This is a genomic window from Flagellimonas lutimaris, from assembly GCF_051494225.1.
Lineage (GTDB): Bacteria > Bacteroidota > Bacteroidia > Flavobacteriales > Flavobacteriaceae > Flagellimonas > Flagellimonas lutimaris_A.
In genome coordinates, this window is sequence record NZ_JBNPYE010000009.1 from 1 (window position 1) to 16671 (window position 16671).

Annotated in this window: 18 protein-coding genes; 9 read left to right on the forward strand and 9 right to left on the reverse strand. The window is 41.2% G+C overall.

Annotated elements, in window-relative coordinates; translation table 11 throughout:
- From ACQQ5U_RS15240 to ACQQ5U_RS15260, 5 genes are all read left to right on the forward strand, one after another.
- On the forward strand, positions 1-472 hold a 472-nt coding region (locus ACQQ5U_RS15240; RefSeq protein WP_437398810.1), incomplete at its 5' end, for a hypothetical protein.
- A gap of 4 nt (positions 473-476) precedes the next feature.
- Complete coding sequence (locus ACQQ5U_RS15245) at positions 477-1643, forward strand: gliding motility-associated C-terminal domain-containing protein (RefSeq protein ID WP_437398812.1); 1167 nt, start codon at positions 477-479, stop codon at positions 1641-1643.
- A 77-nt stretch (positions 1644-1720) separates the two neighbouring features.
- Entirely contained in the window at positions 1721-2455 is a 735-nt protein-coding gene (locus ACQQ5U_RS15250; protein ID WP_437398813.1) for a M15 family metallopeptidase, read from the forward strand.
- Positions 2456-2495: 40 nt separating this feature from the next.
- The gene (locus ACQQ5U_RS15255; protein ID WP_437398815.1) at positions 2496-3260 is read left to right on the forward strand and encodes a M48 family metalloprotease; all 765 of its coding nucleotides are present in this window, start codon (positions 2496-2498) and stop codon (positions 3258-3260) included.
- Positions 3261-3374: 114 nt separating this feature from the next.
- Complete coding sequence (locus ACQQ5U_RS15260; protein ID WP_437398816.1) at positions 3375-3542, forward strand: DUF6747 family protein; 168 nt, start codon at positions 3375-3377, stop codon at positions 3540-3542.
- Positions 3543-3644: 102 nt separating this feature from the next.
- On the opposite strand, the gene ACQQ5U_RS15265 is transcribed toward ACQQ5U_RS15260, so the two are convergent.
- The gene (locus ACQQ5U_RS15265) at positions 3645-4037 is read right to left on the reverse strand and encodes an ankyrin repeat domain-containing protein (protein ID WP_437398818.1); all 393 of its coding nucleotides are present in this window, start codon (positions 4035-4037) and stop codon (positions 3645-3647) included.
- A 209-nt stretch (positions 4038-4246) separates the two neighbouring features.
- On the opposite strand from ACQQ5U_RS15265, the gene gpmI reads away from it, so the two are divergent.
- From gpmI to ACQQ5U_RS15280, 3 genes are all read left to right on the forward strand, one after another.
- Positions 4247-5764, forward strand: coding sequence for a 2,3-bisphosphoglycerate-independent phosphoglycerate mutase (gene gpmI / locus ACQQ5U_RS15270; RefSeq protein WP_437398820.1), 1518 nt, complete (start codon positions 4247-4249; stop codon positions 5762-5764).
- Between the two features lie 44 nt (positions 5765-5808).
- A complete protein-coding gene (map, locus tag ACQQ5U_RS15275) occupies positions 5809-6627 on the forward strand; it encodes a type I methionyl aminopeptidase (protein WP_437398822.1) in 819 nt (272 codons plus the stop codon).
- A 358-nt stretch (positions 6628-6985) separates the two neighbouring features.
- Positions 6986-7750: a class I SAM-dependent methyltransferase gene (locus ACQQ5U_RS15280; RefSeq protein WP_437398824.1), complete on the forward strand. Its 765-nt coding sequence runs from the start codon at positions 6986-6988 to the stop codon at positions 7748-7750.
- Here the strand turns inward: ACQQ5U_RS15280 and ACQQ5U_RS15285 are convergent, their stop codons facing one another.
- The 8 genes from ACQQ5U_RS15285 to ACQQ5U_RS15320 all read right to left on the reverse strand — a co-directional run bounded on the left by ACQQ5U_RS15285 (position 7751) and on the right by ACQQ5U_RS15320 (position 15269).
- Entirely contained in the window at positions 7751-8755 is a 1005-nt protein-coding gene (locus tag ACQQ5U_RS15285; protein ID WP_437398826.1) for an FAD:protein FMN transferase, read from the reverse strand.
- Positions 8756-9115: a Na(+)-translocating NADH-quinone reductase subunit F gene (locus ACQQ5U_RS15290; RefSeq protein WP_437398827.1), complete on the reverse strand. Its 360-nt coding sequence runs from the start codon at positions 9113-9115 to the stop codon at positions 8756-8758.
- 86 nt (positions 9116-9201) lie between these two features.
- Positions 9202-10512 carry an NADH:ubiquinone reductase (Na(+)-transporting) subunit F gene (nqrF, locus tag ACQQ5U_RS15295; RefSeq protein ID WP_437398829.1) on the reverse strand — a complete coding sequence of 437 codons (1311 nt, stop codon included), beginning with the start codon at positions 10510-10512 and terminating at the stop codon, positions 9202-9204.
- Between the two features lie 2 nt (positions 10513-10514).
- The gene (gene nqrE, locus ACQQ5U_RS15300; protein ID WP_437398830.1) at positions 10515-11255 is read right to left on the reverse strand and encodes an NADH:ubiquinone reductase (Na(+)-transporting) subunit E; all 741 of its coding nucleotides are present in this window, start codon (positions 11253-11255) and stop codon (positions 10515-10517) included.
- A gap of 11 nt (positions 11256-11266) precedes the next feature.
- Positions 11267-11914, reverse strand: a complete 648-nt coding sequence (locus ACQQ5U_RS15305) for an NADH:ubiquinone reductase (Na(+)-transporting) subunit D (RefSeq protein ID WP_437398832.1) — start codon at positions 11912-11914, stop codon at positions 11267-11269.
- 1 nt (position 11915) lies between these two features.
- Complete coding sequence (locus ACQQ5U_RS15310; RefSeq protein WP_437398834.1) at positions 11916-12665, reverse strand: Na(+)-translocating NADH-quinone reductase subunit C; 750 nt, start codon at positions 12663-12665, stop codon at positions 11916-11918.
- 2 nt (positions 12666-12667) lie between these two features.
- Positions 12668-13918, reverse strand: coding sequence for an NADH:ubiquinone reductase (Na(+)-transporting) subunit B (locus tag ACQQ5U_RS15315; protein WP_437398836.1), 1251 nt, complete (start codon positions 13916-13918; stop codon positions 12668-12670).
- Between the two features lies 1 nt (position 13919).
- Positions 13920-15269, reverse strand: coding sequence for a Na(+)-translocating NADH-quinone reductase subunit A (locus ACQQ5U_RS15320; protein WP_437398837.1), 1350 nt, complete (start codon positions 15267-15269; stop codon positions 13920-13922).
- Between the two features lie 151 nt (positions 15270-15420).
- Here ACQQ5U_RS15320 and ACQQ5U_RS15325 point away from each other — a divergent pair, with 151 nt between their 5' ends.
- On the forward strand, positions 15421-16665 hold the full coding sequence (locus ACQQ5U_RS15325) for a DUF5103 domain-containing protein (protein ID WP_437398839.1): 1245 nt from the start codon (positions 15421-15423) through the stop codon (positions 16663-16665).
- Positions 16666-16671 lie beyond the last annotated feature (6 nt).

Here is a 16671-nt window from a genome sequence, read left to right on the forward strand (position 1 = left end):
AACCGCAACGGAGGCCCAGGACCTAACAGATGTTCTTACATTGGACCCAAGTGCGGGAAACAACGCGATAACCGATGTGACCGACCCCACCAACCCACAGGACGCCGCAACAAAAAACTACGTCGACGGAATTAATGTTACATCTGGAGATGGAATCACAGTATCAAACCCATCCGCACAAGAATTTAATGTTGCCATCACAAATCCAGTCGTAGCAACTGGAAGAGTAACAAGTGGAACACTAACTGGATCGGGAGCCACAATTTCAGGTTTAGGTGGATCTTACACCATTACTTTAGATAATCCACCTTCTGGAGATTACACAATTCAATTAACACTTTACAACACCTCCGGTGCTATCCGAACAATCCAAGTAACTAATCAAACCGCTACTACTTTTGATGTTGTAATATATAATAGCGCATCTGCGATTGTAGATGCAGATTGGTTTTTCACGGTTATCAGTTTTTAAAATTTTGAAATACCTCCTCCACATAGCGTTTTTGTTGTCGGTCAGCTTTGCTGTGGCCCAAAGTGGGCTGTATAATCGCGGTAATTTGCAGGTACACCACAATGCCAACATAGGTTTGCACACCAACTTTATCAACGATGCCAACTTTGACCAAACCACAGGATTGGTCGGATTTTACGGCAATAACGTGATACTGGTTTCGGGGAGCATCCCTCCTACGCTTTGGGACACGGAGATCATGGCTGTTGGCAATGTTTTTTTGCAAAACTCCATCATGGTGCGGAACAACGTAAATTTTATCTACGGTAATTTCCTAACACCTACAAACAGGCAAATGGTATACCTCAATTTTATGGACCAAGGTTTTTTTACCGGTGAAAGCGATGCCTCCAAAGTAACGGGCTTTGCTGCAGTAAACAACCGCGATGTGTTTTCGTTCCCCGTGGGCGATCGTCAACAACTTAGGCCATTAACATTGAATTCCCAAGGTACCACACCTTTGGCCATCTGCGCTTACTTTTATGAAGACCCGTCCAGCCCTTCCTCCATTTTGGAAAGTTTTGATAGGGAGGAAAAAATACAGGACATTGGTTCTATAACCGATCGTGAATTCTGGATTGTCCAGAGTGATGTACCGGCCCAAGTAACCATTTCTTGGAACTCCCGGAGTGCTTTGGGAGCCATCCCCAATGCCACAGCGGAATCCATTATTGTGGTTGGATGGAGCAAATCGTCCAACCAATGGGTGATTATTGGCAATTCGTCCATTAGTGGTGATTTAACGCAAGGGTTTATTACCACAGAAACCTTTTTGCCAAATGACTATGCCGCCATTACTTTTGGTACCACTCCATTGCCCACCGATACGTTCGCGGTGAACAACCCCACCTTGGGGAACTATTTTTTGAGTCCGAACGGGGATGGCACCAACGATTTTTGGATTATCGATGGTCTGGAAGAGTCGCCCAATAACAGTGTACGTATTTTTAACCGATACGGACAACAGGTTTTTGAGAAAATCAATTACACCAATGAGTTTAGTGGAATCGCCAATACGGGAACCCTCATTACGAACCAGAGTGCCGGTTTGCCCGAAGGTGTTTATTTTTACCTCGTTACCTTGGACGACCTGGAGTTGGAATATACTGGCTTTCTTTTCTTAGATCGGTAAAATCAATCACATTTTCAAAGAGCATTTTCAAAAGCAGGAATTAAAAATACTTCTTAACTTGGGACAAAATTTGTTTCATGAAAAGAAGGACCTTCATAAAAACGGCTTCCGCATCAGGATTGGCCTGCACCATCCCCCCCATTTTTCCAAGCTTTTTCAATGCTGATTACTCCACCGAAGAGCTTATGGGCAAGGAAGAAATTGAACTTTTTGGTGAAGGTATCAACCTAAGGAAAGAAGCTTACGAGTCCTTTTTAGCAATGAAAAAAGCCGCCTATTCTGATGGATTTGATATCAAAATTGCCTCCAGTTATAGAGATTTTTATAGACAAAGAGGCATTTGGGAACGTAAATACCTAAGGTTTACCGAAGAGGACAACATGACTCCTTTGGATGCCATCGACAAAATTATTGAATACTCCACTATACCCGGAACCAGCAGGCACCATTGGGGCACCGATATCGATATTATTGATGGATACCCCGAAGTTACAGGTGATGTTTTGGTAACCGAAAAGTTTGAGGCAGGCGGACCTTATGAGGGCCTTAAACTGTGGATGGATGAAAATTCAGTGAAATATGGGTTCTATCTTGTATATACCGATAACCCCAGAAGAAGAGGTTTTAAATTTGAACCATGGCACTACAGCTATGCCCCCTTATCCATACCTATGTTAACGGCCTACCGAAAATTGAATGTCCTGAAATTATTGAAAAACGAAGATTTTTTCGGCAGTGAGCACTTTACCACTGGTTTTATCAAGACCTATGTGCAAGACAATATTTTGGACATTAACCCGACGCTGCTATAAACGGTTTTTTTGTATCTTCAATTAACAAGAACACTTAGCCATGAGAAGAGGAAGTTGGAGGATTCGTATCCTTATCGGTTTGGCCATTGTGGCCTTTGCCTTTGTACGTAGGTGCAACAATCAAGAAGAAAATCCATATACGGGCAGGACCCAGAATATAAACATGACCGCCGAGCAAGAGATTGCGATCGGGCTGCAAAGTGCACCCGAAATGGCTCAACAGCACGGTGGCCTCTATCCTGATGAACGTATGCAAGCTTTGGTGGATGCCGTGGGCAACAAATTGGTGCAAAGTAGTGTAGCGCGAGAAACCCCTTATCAATATGAGTTTCACCTTTTGGCAGATGATCAAACCATAAATGCATTTGCCCTTCCCGGAGGACAGATTTTTATAACCTATGCACTCTTCTCCCAGCTCAACGAACCGCAGCTAGCTGGTGTTTTAGGACACGAGATCGGCCATGTAATAGGCAGGCATTCGGCAGAACGTATTGCGGAGAGCAATTTTTGGCAAACCTTGGCAACAGGCGCCTCAGTTGGGGGCGACATGGGCAACGTGGTAGCCGGTATTGGTCAGAATACCTTACTAAAAAATGGAAGAGGTGATGAATTGGAAAGCGACGAACTCGGTGTTTTATTTATGATTCAATCTGGATACGAGGCAAATGAAATGATAGAAGTGATGAAGATCCTGAAAGCTGCGGCCGGCCCAAACAGGGTTCCGGAATTTCAAAGTACCCACCCCGATCCCGAAAACCGAATTGAAAAAATAAAAGAAGCCATCCAAAAATATTCAGGTCGATAGAATTGGCCGTTTATCGATAAAACAATAAGATTGGCATAATTTCTGTACCTTTGAGAAAACCCAAATCCTACTAAGGTTCTCTTAATCTTTTATGCTATAAAAAAGAGAGAACATATGGGAACACTAGTACACTTTAAAGATCTCTATTTAGAGGCATTTGACGATTGCAAACCAAGCTTTGTAGTACTTTTTTTAAAAGGGTACTCTATATTTTGCGCGGTTATGTTATTTATGGCCGTATATGCATTTTTGTACAGAGCTTTTACCGGCTTTGAATTCTAAGTCACGAGACACACTCTTTTGCAAGAACACTAAATATGTAAATGAGAAAAAAGGCCCATCCGATCGGATGGGCCTTTTTCATAAGACGAATAAACTCCTTTCTTATTTTTTCATAGCATCTTCCAACACAGCTATTGCTTCCGTGGCATGGGATAGTTTGGCATATTTCATTGCTGTCATACCTCCGTCGCAACGCTTTTTAAGGTCAGCGCCGTTTTCAATAAGCACTTTTAATACTTCGGCCTTATTATAACGGGCCGCATAGTGGATAGGCGCCTTACCTAAAGATTTTTGGTTGACATCTTCTCCAAGCTCAATAAACTTTTTAACAGTATCAACATCACCCTGCATTACCGCTTTGCAAAAAGCGCTAAGGTCATCTGGTGACACTATTGTAATGTCTGCTTCAGTGTTTGTGGTTTTCAGCTCATTGGCAGAAATACCGCTTAGGGCCAACAAGCAAACTGCGGCCACTGTAAAGATTGTTTTTTTCATGATGAATTGTTTTTGATTAATGAATTTACTTGTTATAAAAATAGACTTCTTTAAATCAAGGATGTTACAGGATTAACAGTTAAATAACTAAATTTTAACAATCATTCAAGAAAATAACAAAACAATTAACAAATTAACAATCAGAAAATTAAAGAAAAAACTAGGGCATCCAACCAGATCATTTTACTTTTGTGGTACAATTTTTCACTATGAACAAAAAGGTTATTCTAATGATTTTGGATGGCTGGGGAAAATCTCCCGATCCAAAAGTTTCGGCCATTGCAAAAGCAAACACACCATTTATTGATTCACTTTATACCAAATATCCCGATGCAGACCTTCATACCGACGGAATGAATGTTGGTCTTCCTGAAGGGCAAATGGGAAATAGTGAGGTGGGACACATGAACCTTGGTGCTGGAAGAATTGTGTATCAAGACCTGGCCAAAATCAATAAGGCTGTAAAAGAAGATACCCTAAAAAACGAAAAAGTGCTCAAAGAAGCATTTGAATATGCCAAAGCAAACAACAAACCTATCCATTTTCTTGGTTTAGTGAGCGACGGAGGGGTGCACAGTCACATCGACCACTTAAAGGCCCTGATTAAAGCGGCCGATGATAGTGGAGTGGAAAAATCCTTTGTGCATGCCTTTACCGATGGTCGGGATGTAGACCCTAAAAGTGGTAAAGGATTCTTGGTGGACCTTACCAATTATTGCTCCGATAAAAATACCAAATTGGCCACCGTTGTGGGAAGATATTATGCCATGGATCGTGACAAAAGGTGGGAACGCGTAAAAATGGCTTACGATGTATTGGTCAATGCTGAGGGAGAAAAAACTCAGGATATTGGCAAAGCCATGCAAAAAAGCTATGATGATGGCGTTACGGATGAATTTATCAAACCTTTGGTTTTAACGGATAATGAGAATGAACCAGTCGCCAAAATCAAGGATGGGGATGTCATTGTTTTCTTCAACTTTAGGACAGACCGTGGTAGAGAACTGACCCAAGCCTTGAGCCAGCAGGATTTCCATGAGCAGAACATGCACAAACTGGACCTGTATTACGTTACCATGACCAATTATGATGATTCTTTTAAGGGAATCAAAATCATATTTAATAAAGATAATATTAAGGATACCCTTGGTGAGACCCTTGCCAAAAACGGCAAGAAACAAATACGTATCGCGGAAACCGAAAAATATCCGCACGTTACCTTTTTCTTTAATGGGGGTCGCGAAGAACCTTTTGAAGGGGAACAACGTATTCTTTGTCCATCACCCAAAGTGGCCACCTACGACCTTCAACCTGAAATGAGTGCCTACGATATTCGTGATGCCATTGTGCCCGAGCTTCAAAAAGGTGAAGTGGACTTTGTCTGCCTTAATTTTGCCAACCCTGATATGGTAGGCCATACCGGAGTAATGGAAGCGGCAATCAAAGCGTGCGAAACCGTTGATGAATGTGCCAAGGACGTCATTACCGCTGGATTGGAAAATGGGTATTCCACTATTGTAATTGCGGACCATGGAAACTGTGATACCATGGTGAATCCAGATGGAAGCCCTAATACGGCACATACCACAAATCCTGTTCCTCTTATTTTAGTCGATAATGATGTAAAAGAGGTCAAAAGTGGTGTTTTGGGAGATATTGCCCCTACCATTCTTAAATTATTGGGGGTTCCACAACCGGAATTGATGACTCAAAAGCCATTGGTATAGCAAACATTCCTTAAAATCCATAGAATCAAATTATCTTTGCGGCTATGATTCAAGTAAAAACAGCAGAGGAAATTGAGTTGATGCGCGAAAGCGCTTTGGTCGTATCCAAAACTTTGGGCATGTTGGCCAAGGAAATAAAGCCCGGTGCAAATCCATTAACATTGGATAAAATGGCCGAGGAGTTTATTCGAGAACAAGGAGCAGTGCCTGGTTTTTTGGGCATGTACGACTTTCCAAACACCCTGAATTGGAGTCCAAACGCACAAGTTGTTCACGGAATACCCGGAAATGAACCTTTGAAAGAAGGTGATATTATTTCTGTGGATTGTGGTGCCGTTAAAAATGGGTTCCATGGTGATCACGCCTATACTTTTGAGGTTGGCGAAGTCGAAGAGGAAACCAAAAAACTTCTAAGGGTTACCAAAGAATCCCTATACATCGGAATCAGGGAGTTTAAATTAGGCAACCGAGTCGGTGATGTTGGTTATGCCATTCAAAAATATACGGAAGACCATGGTTATGGTGTTGTCCGTGAATTGGTAGGCCACGGTTTGGGAAGAGAACTACACGAAGACCCACAAATGCCCAACTATGGCAAAAGAGGTCGAGGTAAAAAGTTCGTTGACGGAATGGTGGTGGCCATAGAACCCATGATCAATATGGGTACCAAACGCATAAAACAACTTAAGGATGGTTGGACCATACTTACCGCCGATGGCAAACCTAGTGCACACTTTGAGCATGATGTGGCCTTAGTGGATGGAAAACCGGAACTGTTGTCCACTTTCCAATATATTTATGAAGCTTTAGGGATTACCAGTGACGAAGAAGACGAATTCCGCAGCAAGAAATTGGTGCTTTAGTGGTCAGTAATCTTTATATTGACACAAATTTCGCAGTAGTTATAAAAACAACCAATAAAATATTTAGCAGCATCAAAGATGAATTTGGGTTTGATAGTCAATTCTGGAGAGGATAGTTTTACCCATAGAAGAGTAATATTATAAAATAACCGTTTCGTGTTTTGATGAAAATTCGTCAATTCGAGTGATTTTTTTGGAGTGAAACGGAGAAAGATTGTATCGAGAATTGGAGTATCAACATTAAATCCCTTGTTCTCGATACTTTTTCCCAAGGGGAAAAAACTCGAACTGACATTTCTTTTGCCACCATCATTCAAAATTCACAACCGGTAATAATTCGTATAAACTAGTGTGATTCGTGTCAAAAATATTTAAATACTTCCTCAACCTAATTCCTAGACCTTTACTTATCCGATTAAGCTATTGGGTACGTCCATTGATTGCCTTTTCCCTAAAGGGAAATAGGTTCACCGATCCCATTGACGGAAAAAGTTTCAGAAGTTTTTTACCATACGGTTATGAAAATCCCAGAGAGAATGTGCTCTCTCCCTCCACCCTATCCTTGGAAAGACACCGTTTACTTTGGCTGTACTTAAAAAAAGAAACCAATTTCTTCGCTAAGCCATTAAAGTTACTCCACTTTGCTCCTGAACAAGCTTTTTACAAACGATTTAAAAAGCTGGGCAATTTGGAATACACAACCACCGACCTGAATTCTCCCTTGGCAGATGTGAAAGCTGATATCTGCGATCTACCCTTTCAGGATAATTCTTTTGACGTGATTTTATGCAATCATGTTTTGGAACATATTCCCAACGACACCAAAGCCATGCAAGAACTCTACCGTGTTATGAAACCGGGCGGATGGGGCATCTTTCAGATTCCACAAGATTTGAAGAGGGAAAAAACATTTGAGGATGACACTATCACTGATAAAAAAGAGCGAGCTCGTATTTTTGGTCAGTATGATCATGTTCGCATTTACGGAAGAGATTATTTTGACAAACTTCGAAACATAGGCTTCATAGTCGAAGAATTGGATTACACCCATACTCTTCCAAAGGAAGAAGTTGAAAAATATCGATTGGCAAAGGGTGAAATCATTCCCCTGGTGCGGAAATAATCAATTCTTGATCAAAGCTTCAAAACCCGGTGTAAAAAACTCATGGGTCTCCCCATTTTCATCCAAATAAATAATGTAAGCCTCCAACTCATCATGATTTTGAAGCACTCCTTTGGAATCTTCTAAATCCATCGCCATAAAGGTTGTGGCATAAGCATCAGCAACCGCACAGGTTTTGGCAACCACGCTTGTTGCCAAAACACTGGAGTTTTTAGTATACCCGGTTTTTGGGTTGATGGTATGCACATACTTTTCTCCAGTTTCAGGATCTACTCGAAATTTTCTATAGTTTCCTGATGAGGCCATGGCCACATCTTTCAAAGAAACAATCTGTTTTAGTTGACGACCTGTTTCCGTTTGTGGGTCGTCTATTCCAACGGTCCATCGTTTACCCGAATCGATATTGGTTCCTTTGGCCAATACTTCACCGCCAACTTCCACTAAGTAATTTTTGATGCCCTTTTCATCCAGCAGAGCGCCCAATCGGTCTATGGCATACCCCTTGGCCACCGCATTAAAATCAAAACGAATGGATGGATGCGTTTTGGTAATCGTGTTATCCTGATTCAATTGTACTTTTTCCCATCCAACATAACCCAATAAACTATCTACACGAAGGCTATCGAGCTCAATTTGTTCTCCTGGACCAAATCCCCACGCATTGGCCAAAACGCCAATAGTAGGGTCAAAATAGCCATTGGAAGCTTCATGAACTTTACTGGAAACATCAAAAACTTCTTTGAACATATCATCTACCACAATCGTGGAATCCCCTTCATTGATTTTAGAGATATCCGAAGAAGGAATGTAAGTGGACATGGATTGATTCAACACTTGAAAAACGGAATCAATTTCCTGTTGATAGTCCAGCTCTTCATCAGAAATATAAATAATGGAATATGTGGTACCAAGGGCATTTCCCCATGTTTGATTTTTTACAGTTTCCTTCGGTGCACAGTTAAAAAAAAGCACCACCAGCCCTAAAAACAATATTTTGCTCTTCATTTATATCTCGATTAAACCTTGATAGTCTACTACATATTCTTCGTCCAAATACAGGGGCTCGGTCCTGTCAGAAGCGTTTGAAAGACCAACTCCAGCAAAATAGGTTCTTGCTTCAAACTTTTCTGCATGTGCCTTGACGGTCTGCATCAACTCTTCATCATACTCTCGTGGGTTTAGTGGAAATTCCACATTACGCACCACTATAAAATGCAGTACCTTTTCCTTAAGACATACATATTGTGGATTTTTCTTAGGCTTACTATTAATGGCCATAAACTCAAATCCATTGGCCTCGAGCTCACGCCCTACGATATTCATTGCCAAATTATGTAGCTCCTGTTCTGTTAATTCTCTTGCCATAAGTAACAAAAAAACCGATGCATGAGCATCGGTTTGGTTTTATTTATACCTCTCGACAATGCTCGAGGTGCCAATCAATTTTGGTTTTATCCTCCAAAGTCATCAAACCTGATATTCTCATCTGGAATACCGAAATCTTCACCCATTTTTTGAACAGCTTTGTTCATCAATGGTGGGCCACAGAAATATAGTTCGATATCTTCTGGAGTTTCGTGATGGTTCAAGTAGTTATCGATAACACAGTTGTGAATAAACCCGACAAAACCATCTCCTTCTTCATCGTTAATGTCCTTCTTGACCTTCCAATTATCTTCTTCCATTGGTTCTGAAAGTGCCATATAGAACTTAAAGTTAGGGAAATCCTTTTCCAATTGCTTAAAATGGTCAATATAGAACAACTCTCTTTTGGAACGTCCACCGTACCAATAAGTTACTTTTCTATCTGTTTTCAATGTTTTGAACAAATGATACAAGTGAGAACGCATAGGGGCCATACCAGCACCACCACCTACGTACAGCATTTCTGCATCCGACTCATTGATGAAGAATTCACCAAACGGACCTGAAATGGTTACAGGGTCACCTTCCTTCAAACTAAAAATATAAGATGAAGCGATACCTGGGTTCACGTCCATCCATCCGTTTTTGCTACGATCCCATGGTGGGGTCGCAATACGAACATTCAACATAATCTCTCTTCCTTCGGCTGGGTAAGAGGCCATGGAGTAGGCCCTTTCCACAGTTTCTGGATTTTTCATGACCAATGGCCACAGGTTGAATTTATCCCACTCCGCCTGGAATTTGTCCGGAGTTTCGTGCTCCTCGGGGTGAGCAGTAATATCAATATCCGAATATTTTACTTCACAAGGTGGAATCTCAATCTGGATATACCCTCCTGCTTTGTAATTCATTTCTTCTGGAATCTCTACAACAAACTCCTTAATGAAAGAGGCCACATTATAGTTACGCACCACTTTAGCGTTCCATTTTTTGATACCAAAGACCTCCTCTGGAATGGTGATTTCCATGTCTTGTTTTACCTTAACCTGACAGGCCAAACGAGCTCCTTCTTGCAATTCCTTTTTTGAAAAGTGTGGGGTTTCAGTAGGCAATGCTTCACCACCACCCGAAAGTACGTGGCATTCACACTGGATACATGTTCCACCACCACCACAAGCGGATGGCAAGAATATTTTTTGGTTACCCAAGGTAGAAAGCAAGGATCCTCCCGAACCAACTTCCAACTCTTTTTCTCCATTAATAGTAATGGTTACTGGACCTGATGGGGATAATTTTTCTTTAGTGAATAGCAACAACGCCACCAACACTAACAACAAAACAAGAAATGCTACTACAGTAATTAAGATAGTACCTCCGGTACTTGCGGCTAATATCATCTTTATTTGTTTAAGACTTCGTTATAAGAGATTGCTTCTTCCTTGTCCTCAATCTCCTTTTTAATTTCTTTTTCTTCCTTAGTTTCAACGGTTGTGCTTTGAGTTTCCTCTGGCGGCTCATTGTCTCCCGTGAGCATGCCTCCAAAACTTTGGAACCCAATTCCCATTAAACCTGTGATTATAAAAGTGATTCCCAAACCACGTAAAGGCGCTGGTACATTGGAATATCTAATCTTTTCACGAATGGCAGCTATCGCCAAAATGGCAAGGAACCATCCGATACCTGAACTAACCCCATAATTTAAAGCTAACCCAATATTTGGTATTTCACGTGTCTGCATAAACAAAGAACCACCTAAGATGGCACAGTTTACTGCAATTAATGGCAAAAATATACCCAAGGAGTTATACAGTGATGGTGAAAACTTTTCCACTACAATCTCAACCAACTGAACCATGGTCGCGATGGTTGCAATAAAAAGGATGAATGATAGGAAACTTAGGTCGTAATCGGCATACTCCGGGCCCAACCAAACCAAGGCTCCATCTTTTAACAGATATTGATCCAACAACCAGTTAAGCGGCACGGTAACACCCAACACGAATATTACTGCAGCACCCAAACCAACGGCTGTGGAAACTTTCTTGGATACGGCCAAGTAGGAACACATTCCCAAAAAGACCGCAAACACCATATTGTCTACGAAGATTGATCTAAAAAATAGTTCTAAATGCTCTAACATACTTCCTTGGTTTATGCTTCTTCAATTAATGCCCTATTTCTAGAGCGTTGTACCCAAATTATGATTCCCACCACAATCAATGCAGCTGGGGGAATAATCATAAATCCATTGTTCTCGTATCCGATGGAATACAATCCAGTTTTGGTAACAGGGTCTCCCAGTACTTTAAAACCGAAAAGGGTTCCAGAACCCAATAGCTCTCTAAAAAAACCAACAATGACCAATATGATACCATATCCCATAGCATTTCCTATTCCATCTAAAAAAGCCTTACCTGGGCTGTTCCCAAGTGCAAAAGCTTCAAAGCGCCCCATGATGATACAGTTGGTGATGATCAATCCCACGAATACAGAAAGTGTTTTGCTCAAATCATAGGCGAACGCCTTCAAAACTTGGTCCACAATGATTACCAATGCGGCAACAACCACTAATTGCACAATGATTCTAATTTTTGATGGGATGATATTACGCATTAACGAAATAACCACGTTACCCATACTAAGTACAAACAACACTGAAAGGGCCATAACCACAGATGCCTTTAGCTCTGCCGTAATCGCTAGGGCAGAACAGATTCCCAATACCTGAATGGTAATCGGGTTGTTGTCAGCCAAAGGGTCCAATATCAGCTTTGAATCCTTTTTTGATAGTAGTGCCATATTATTTCTTTCTAATGGTTTCTAAATAAGGTTTGTAAAGTTTGATGCAATCCCTGATCATGGCCGTAACACCATTACCAGTAATCGTAGCCCCTGCCAAAGCGTCCACTTTGTTGTCTTCTTTATCCGTATTCAAAGGATCACCGTTTCCTTTGGCCACAGTAATACCCTCGAATTTATTTCCGGACATGATGGATTCTCCTTTAAAATCATCCATAAAAAAGCGCTGCTTAATATTGGCTCCAAGTCCGGGTGTTTCTCCTTTGTGATCAAAATATACCCCTTGAACAACCATTTGGTCATCCAAAGAAATGTATCCCCAAATAGCATCCCAAAGTCCTTTACCATACATTGGAATGATATAGAATTTTTCACCATCCTTTTCTCCGATCAACAAAGGAAGTTCTGCCGCTTCACCCTTTTTGGCCTTGGCAAGCTCTTTTTGCACATTGATTAAATAGGCGTTATCCATTTCGGTGGCTTTTGCTCCTTCCACCACCAATTGCTCTGTAATGTATTTGGAAAAATCGGCTTCAACAGAACTTGTAGGGATAAAGGTAACATCACCATCACCCTCGTTCTGGTTCACCCCCATGGCATAAAGGATGTTCTGTTGTTTTTCGAAGCGTTGATTTTCATGAATCTTAGGTTTGAGCCCAGATGCCACAAATGCGAGCAATGAGCCAACAACAACCACCATGATGGCCGCAAAGATTACAGTATAGCTGTTTTTTTCTGTATTGATTGCCATATCTAAGCTGTTTCCGTTTTTAGTGAATCAACCTCATCCGAAGTTTTAGGATATATGGTTGCAGTCTTCAATCGTTTCAATCTCTTTTTAATGTTGCCCCTTACTACATAATGGTCGATGGTAGGTGCAAATACATTCATCAATAAGATGGCCAAGAACACACCTTCTGGATAACCTGGGTTGAACACCCTAATCATAACCGATAGGAATCCGATAAAGAATCCATAGTACCATTTGCCCTTATTGGTCTGAGAACCGGTAACAGGGTCTGTAGCCATAAATACGATACCGAAGGCCAGGCCTCCTACCAACAAGTGTTGCCAGTAAGGAAAACTCATTAAGGTATAGAACTTACTATACTCCGGTAACCAACCGGCATCTACAATTCCATTAAATATAAGTCCCATGGCCAAAGCTCCAACTACAGCGCTCACCATAATCCTCCAAGAGGCTATTTTTGAGAAGACCAAGAAAAGACCTCCCAATATAATCAACAAGGTAGATGTTTCACCAACGGAGCCCGGTATAAATCCGTAGAACATATCGGCCAACGAATAACTATAATCCGAACCTTGTGCCAATGAACCCAAAATGGTTTCACCTGAAATGGCATCTGCCGTCCCTGCTCTTTCAACCGCACCATGTACCCAAACTTTATCACCACTCATCCAGGTTGGATAAGCGAAAAACAAAAATGCACGTATGGTCAACGCAGGGTTTAATATATTCATTCCGGTACCACCGAAAACTTCTTTACCGATAACAACACCAAAGGCTACCGCAATGGCCAACATCCAAAGTGGTGTATCTACAGGAACAATCAAAGGAACCAACATTCCTGTTACCAAGTACCCCTCTTCAACCTCATGACCTTTGATCACAGCGAACAAGAATTCAATACCTAGTCCAATTCCATAAGAAACTATTACCAAAGGCAAAACCGTAGTGATACCCACCAAGAAGTTATCCCATGTCAAAAAGTTTTCAAACAAAGAGAAACTCTCCGGAAACCCATTGATTGCAGAGTAATGCTGATATCCTGCATTGAACATTCCGAACAACAGACATGGCACCAAGGCCAAAATTACGGTGTTCATGGTACGTTTCAAGTCATCCGCACCGCGAACGTGAGCACCAGAATGTGTAGTGTCATTTGGCGTATAAAGAAAAGTATGCAGTGCATTAAAGGCCGGGGCCATTTTTTTGCCCTGATACTTAAGTTTTAACTGATGTAATTTATCTTTCATGCCCATATTATCCAAGTTCTTTTTGCAACAAATCCAATCCTTCCCTGATTATTTGTTGGTGTGGTTGTTTTGATATGCATATGAATTCTGTCAAAGAAAAATCTTCTGGAGCTACCTCATAGAGGCCCAATTGCTCCATCTCGTCCAAATCTTTTACCATACAGGCCTTCAACAATTGAAGCGGGTAAATATCCATTGGAAAAACTTGCTCGTATTGCCCGGTTACCACAAAAGCTCTATGCTCTCCGTTGGTATTGGTATCCAAATCATATTTCTTTTTAGGCATCAACCAAGAAAAGGTCAATGCTCTTGTAGTGGAAATTTTATTGAACACCGGCTTGTTCCACCCGAAAAATTCGTAGTCATCACCTTCAGGGATGGCAGTTACGGTATTATTATAGAATCCAAGATGTCCTTCAGTGTTTGTTTTGGTTCCCGTTAGCACATCTCCGTTTATCAACCTAAACCTATCCTCATTAACACCACTTGCGTATAAAAAGGTAGAGATTTCGGCTCCGATTTTCGTTGTATAGTATTTTGGCTCCTTTATCACAGAACCGGCCAAGGCCACAATTCTTTCCGCATTGAACTTACCGGTCAGCAAAAGTTCACCGACCATAACAAGGTCTTGCGGGGACAAAGTCCAAACCGTTTCACCTTTGTTAACGGGATCGATTCTGTTGATTTGCGTACCCACCAAACCTGCTGGATGGGGACCTGAAATCTTGTGCAGCTCTATGCCTTTGATATCATTAAAAGGAGATCTGCCCGTTCCAACAGTCACATGGATTTTTCCAGGCGTAAGCTTACTTAGGGCCATTACCGCCGCTTGAATCTCCTGCTCCTTACCCTTGAGGATAAAGTCGGTATCCGCCGCCAATGGTGCCGTGGCATATCCCGAAACAAAAATTGCTTTTGGGGTTACACTGGGGTCAGCAATCACATCGTAAGGTCTTTGTTTGATGAAAGGCCATCCACCACATTGCAAGAGGTAGGATTTAATGGCTTCTCCATCCGCCGTATCCAAATCCGGCACCTTATTAATCATGTAATTTTGTTCTTTATCGGCAAGAATCTTAAGTGTTAAGATTTTTCTCCTTGCTCCCCTGACAATTTCCACAAGTTCTCCACTAACTGGAGAAACGAAGTGCATTTCTTCGTTATTCTTGTTGTAAAAGAGGGGTTCTCCCGCCTTTACTTCTTCCCCTTGTTTTATCAACATTTTTGGAGTGATTCCGTGGAAATCATCTAGGTTCAGGGCATACACGTTACTAGTAACGGCTTTGGAAACAGTCTGCTTTGCAGCCCCGACGAGGTTGATGTTCAACCCCTTTCTAATCCGGATGTCTTTAGACATATTATTGTAGACCTTTTATTATCAAAATCGGACGCAAAAATAGCACTAAAAGGATTGTTTTCATAATAATTAACCATAAAATTGGGATTATACCGAGCTTAATTCACTGGGCATACTTTTTGTTTACCTTTACTCTAAATTTTTGTCCTTGATGCGCTTTACCTACATTCTCTTCCTATCGGTTTTTATTACCACTTCTACTTTTGGACAAGTTGTAAAAGAGGTGAATCCACCAGAAAACATCAAAACCATAGTATTTAAAGGTCCTACGGAAGACCAATTTCCCGTAATACAACTTGGGGAATCCATGACTTTGGAGTTTGATGACCTAACAGCCAATGAACAAGATTACTATTACAAAATTATTCATTGTGATTATGACTGGACCCCGTCGCAGCTTTTAAAATCCCAATACCTATCCGGGGCGGACAACCAACGAATTATAGACTACGAAAACAGCTACACCACCCTACAACCTTACTCCAATTATCGGCTCACAATCCCGAACGAAAATGTTAAATTAAAGGTTACGGGCAACTATGTACTGGAAATCTACAATAGCTACGGCGACCTCCAATTTTCGAGAAGGTTTGTAGTATTCCGTGATGCAGTTTCCGTTGCAGGCGTTGTAAAAAGGTCTCGGGATTTCAACTTCATCAACACTAAACAGGTTGTACAATTCAACATTAACACGGCTTCTTTTAGGGTAGTCAACCCAAAAAAAGAAGTAAAGGTCGCTATAATACAAAACCACCATTGGCCAACAGCACTATACAATATAAAGCCCCAATTCACTATTGGCACTGAACTCGTTTACAAATACAATGAGGAAACCAGCTTTTTTGGTGGAAACGAATATTTGAACTTTGACACCAAAGACCTCCGCTCTCCCACCTTTGCCATATCCAAAATCGAGATGAGAGATGTGTACCACCATTATTTGTTCACCAATCAATATAGGTACGACAAGGAGTACACCTATTTCCCCGACATTAATGGGGATTTTGTGGTACGCACACTCCAAGGGGATGATGTTTCTAGAGAAGCGGAATATTCCAAAGTGCATTTTAGCCTGCCCTACACCAATCAAATTGGATTGGACAATGTATATGTTATCGGAAAGTTCAATAATTATGCATTGAACGAGGAAAACAAAATGATTTTCAATGAAGAAACCGGAAAGTTTGAGGCGACCCTTATGATGAAGCAGGGTTTCTACAATTATAAATATGTTGTACAACGAGAAGATGGAACTATTGAACCCAATCTAGTGAGCGGTAACTTCCACTTTACCGAAAACAACTATCTCATTTTGGTTTATTACCGGAATTTTGGGGATATGTACGATAGCATAATAGGTATAGGCTCGGTAAACTCCAGAAATATCAGCAATTAATTATCT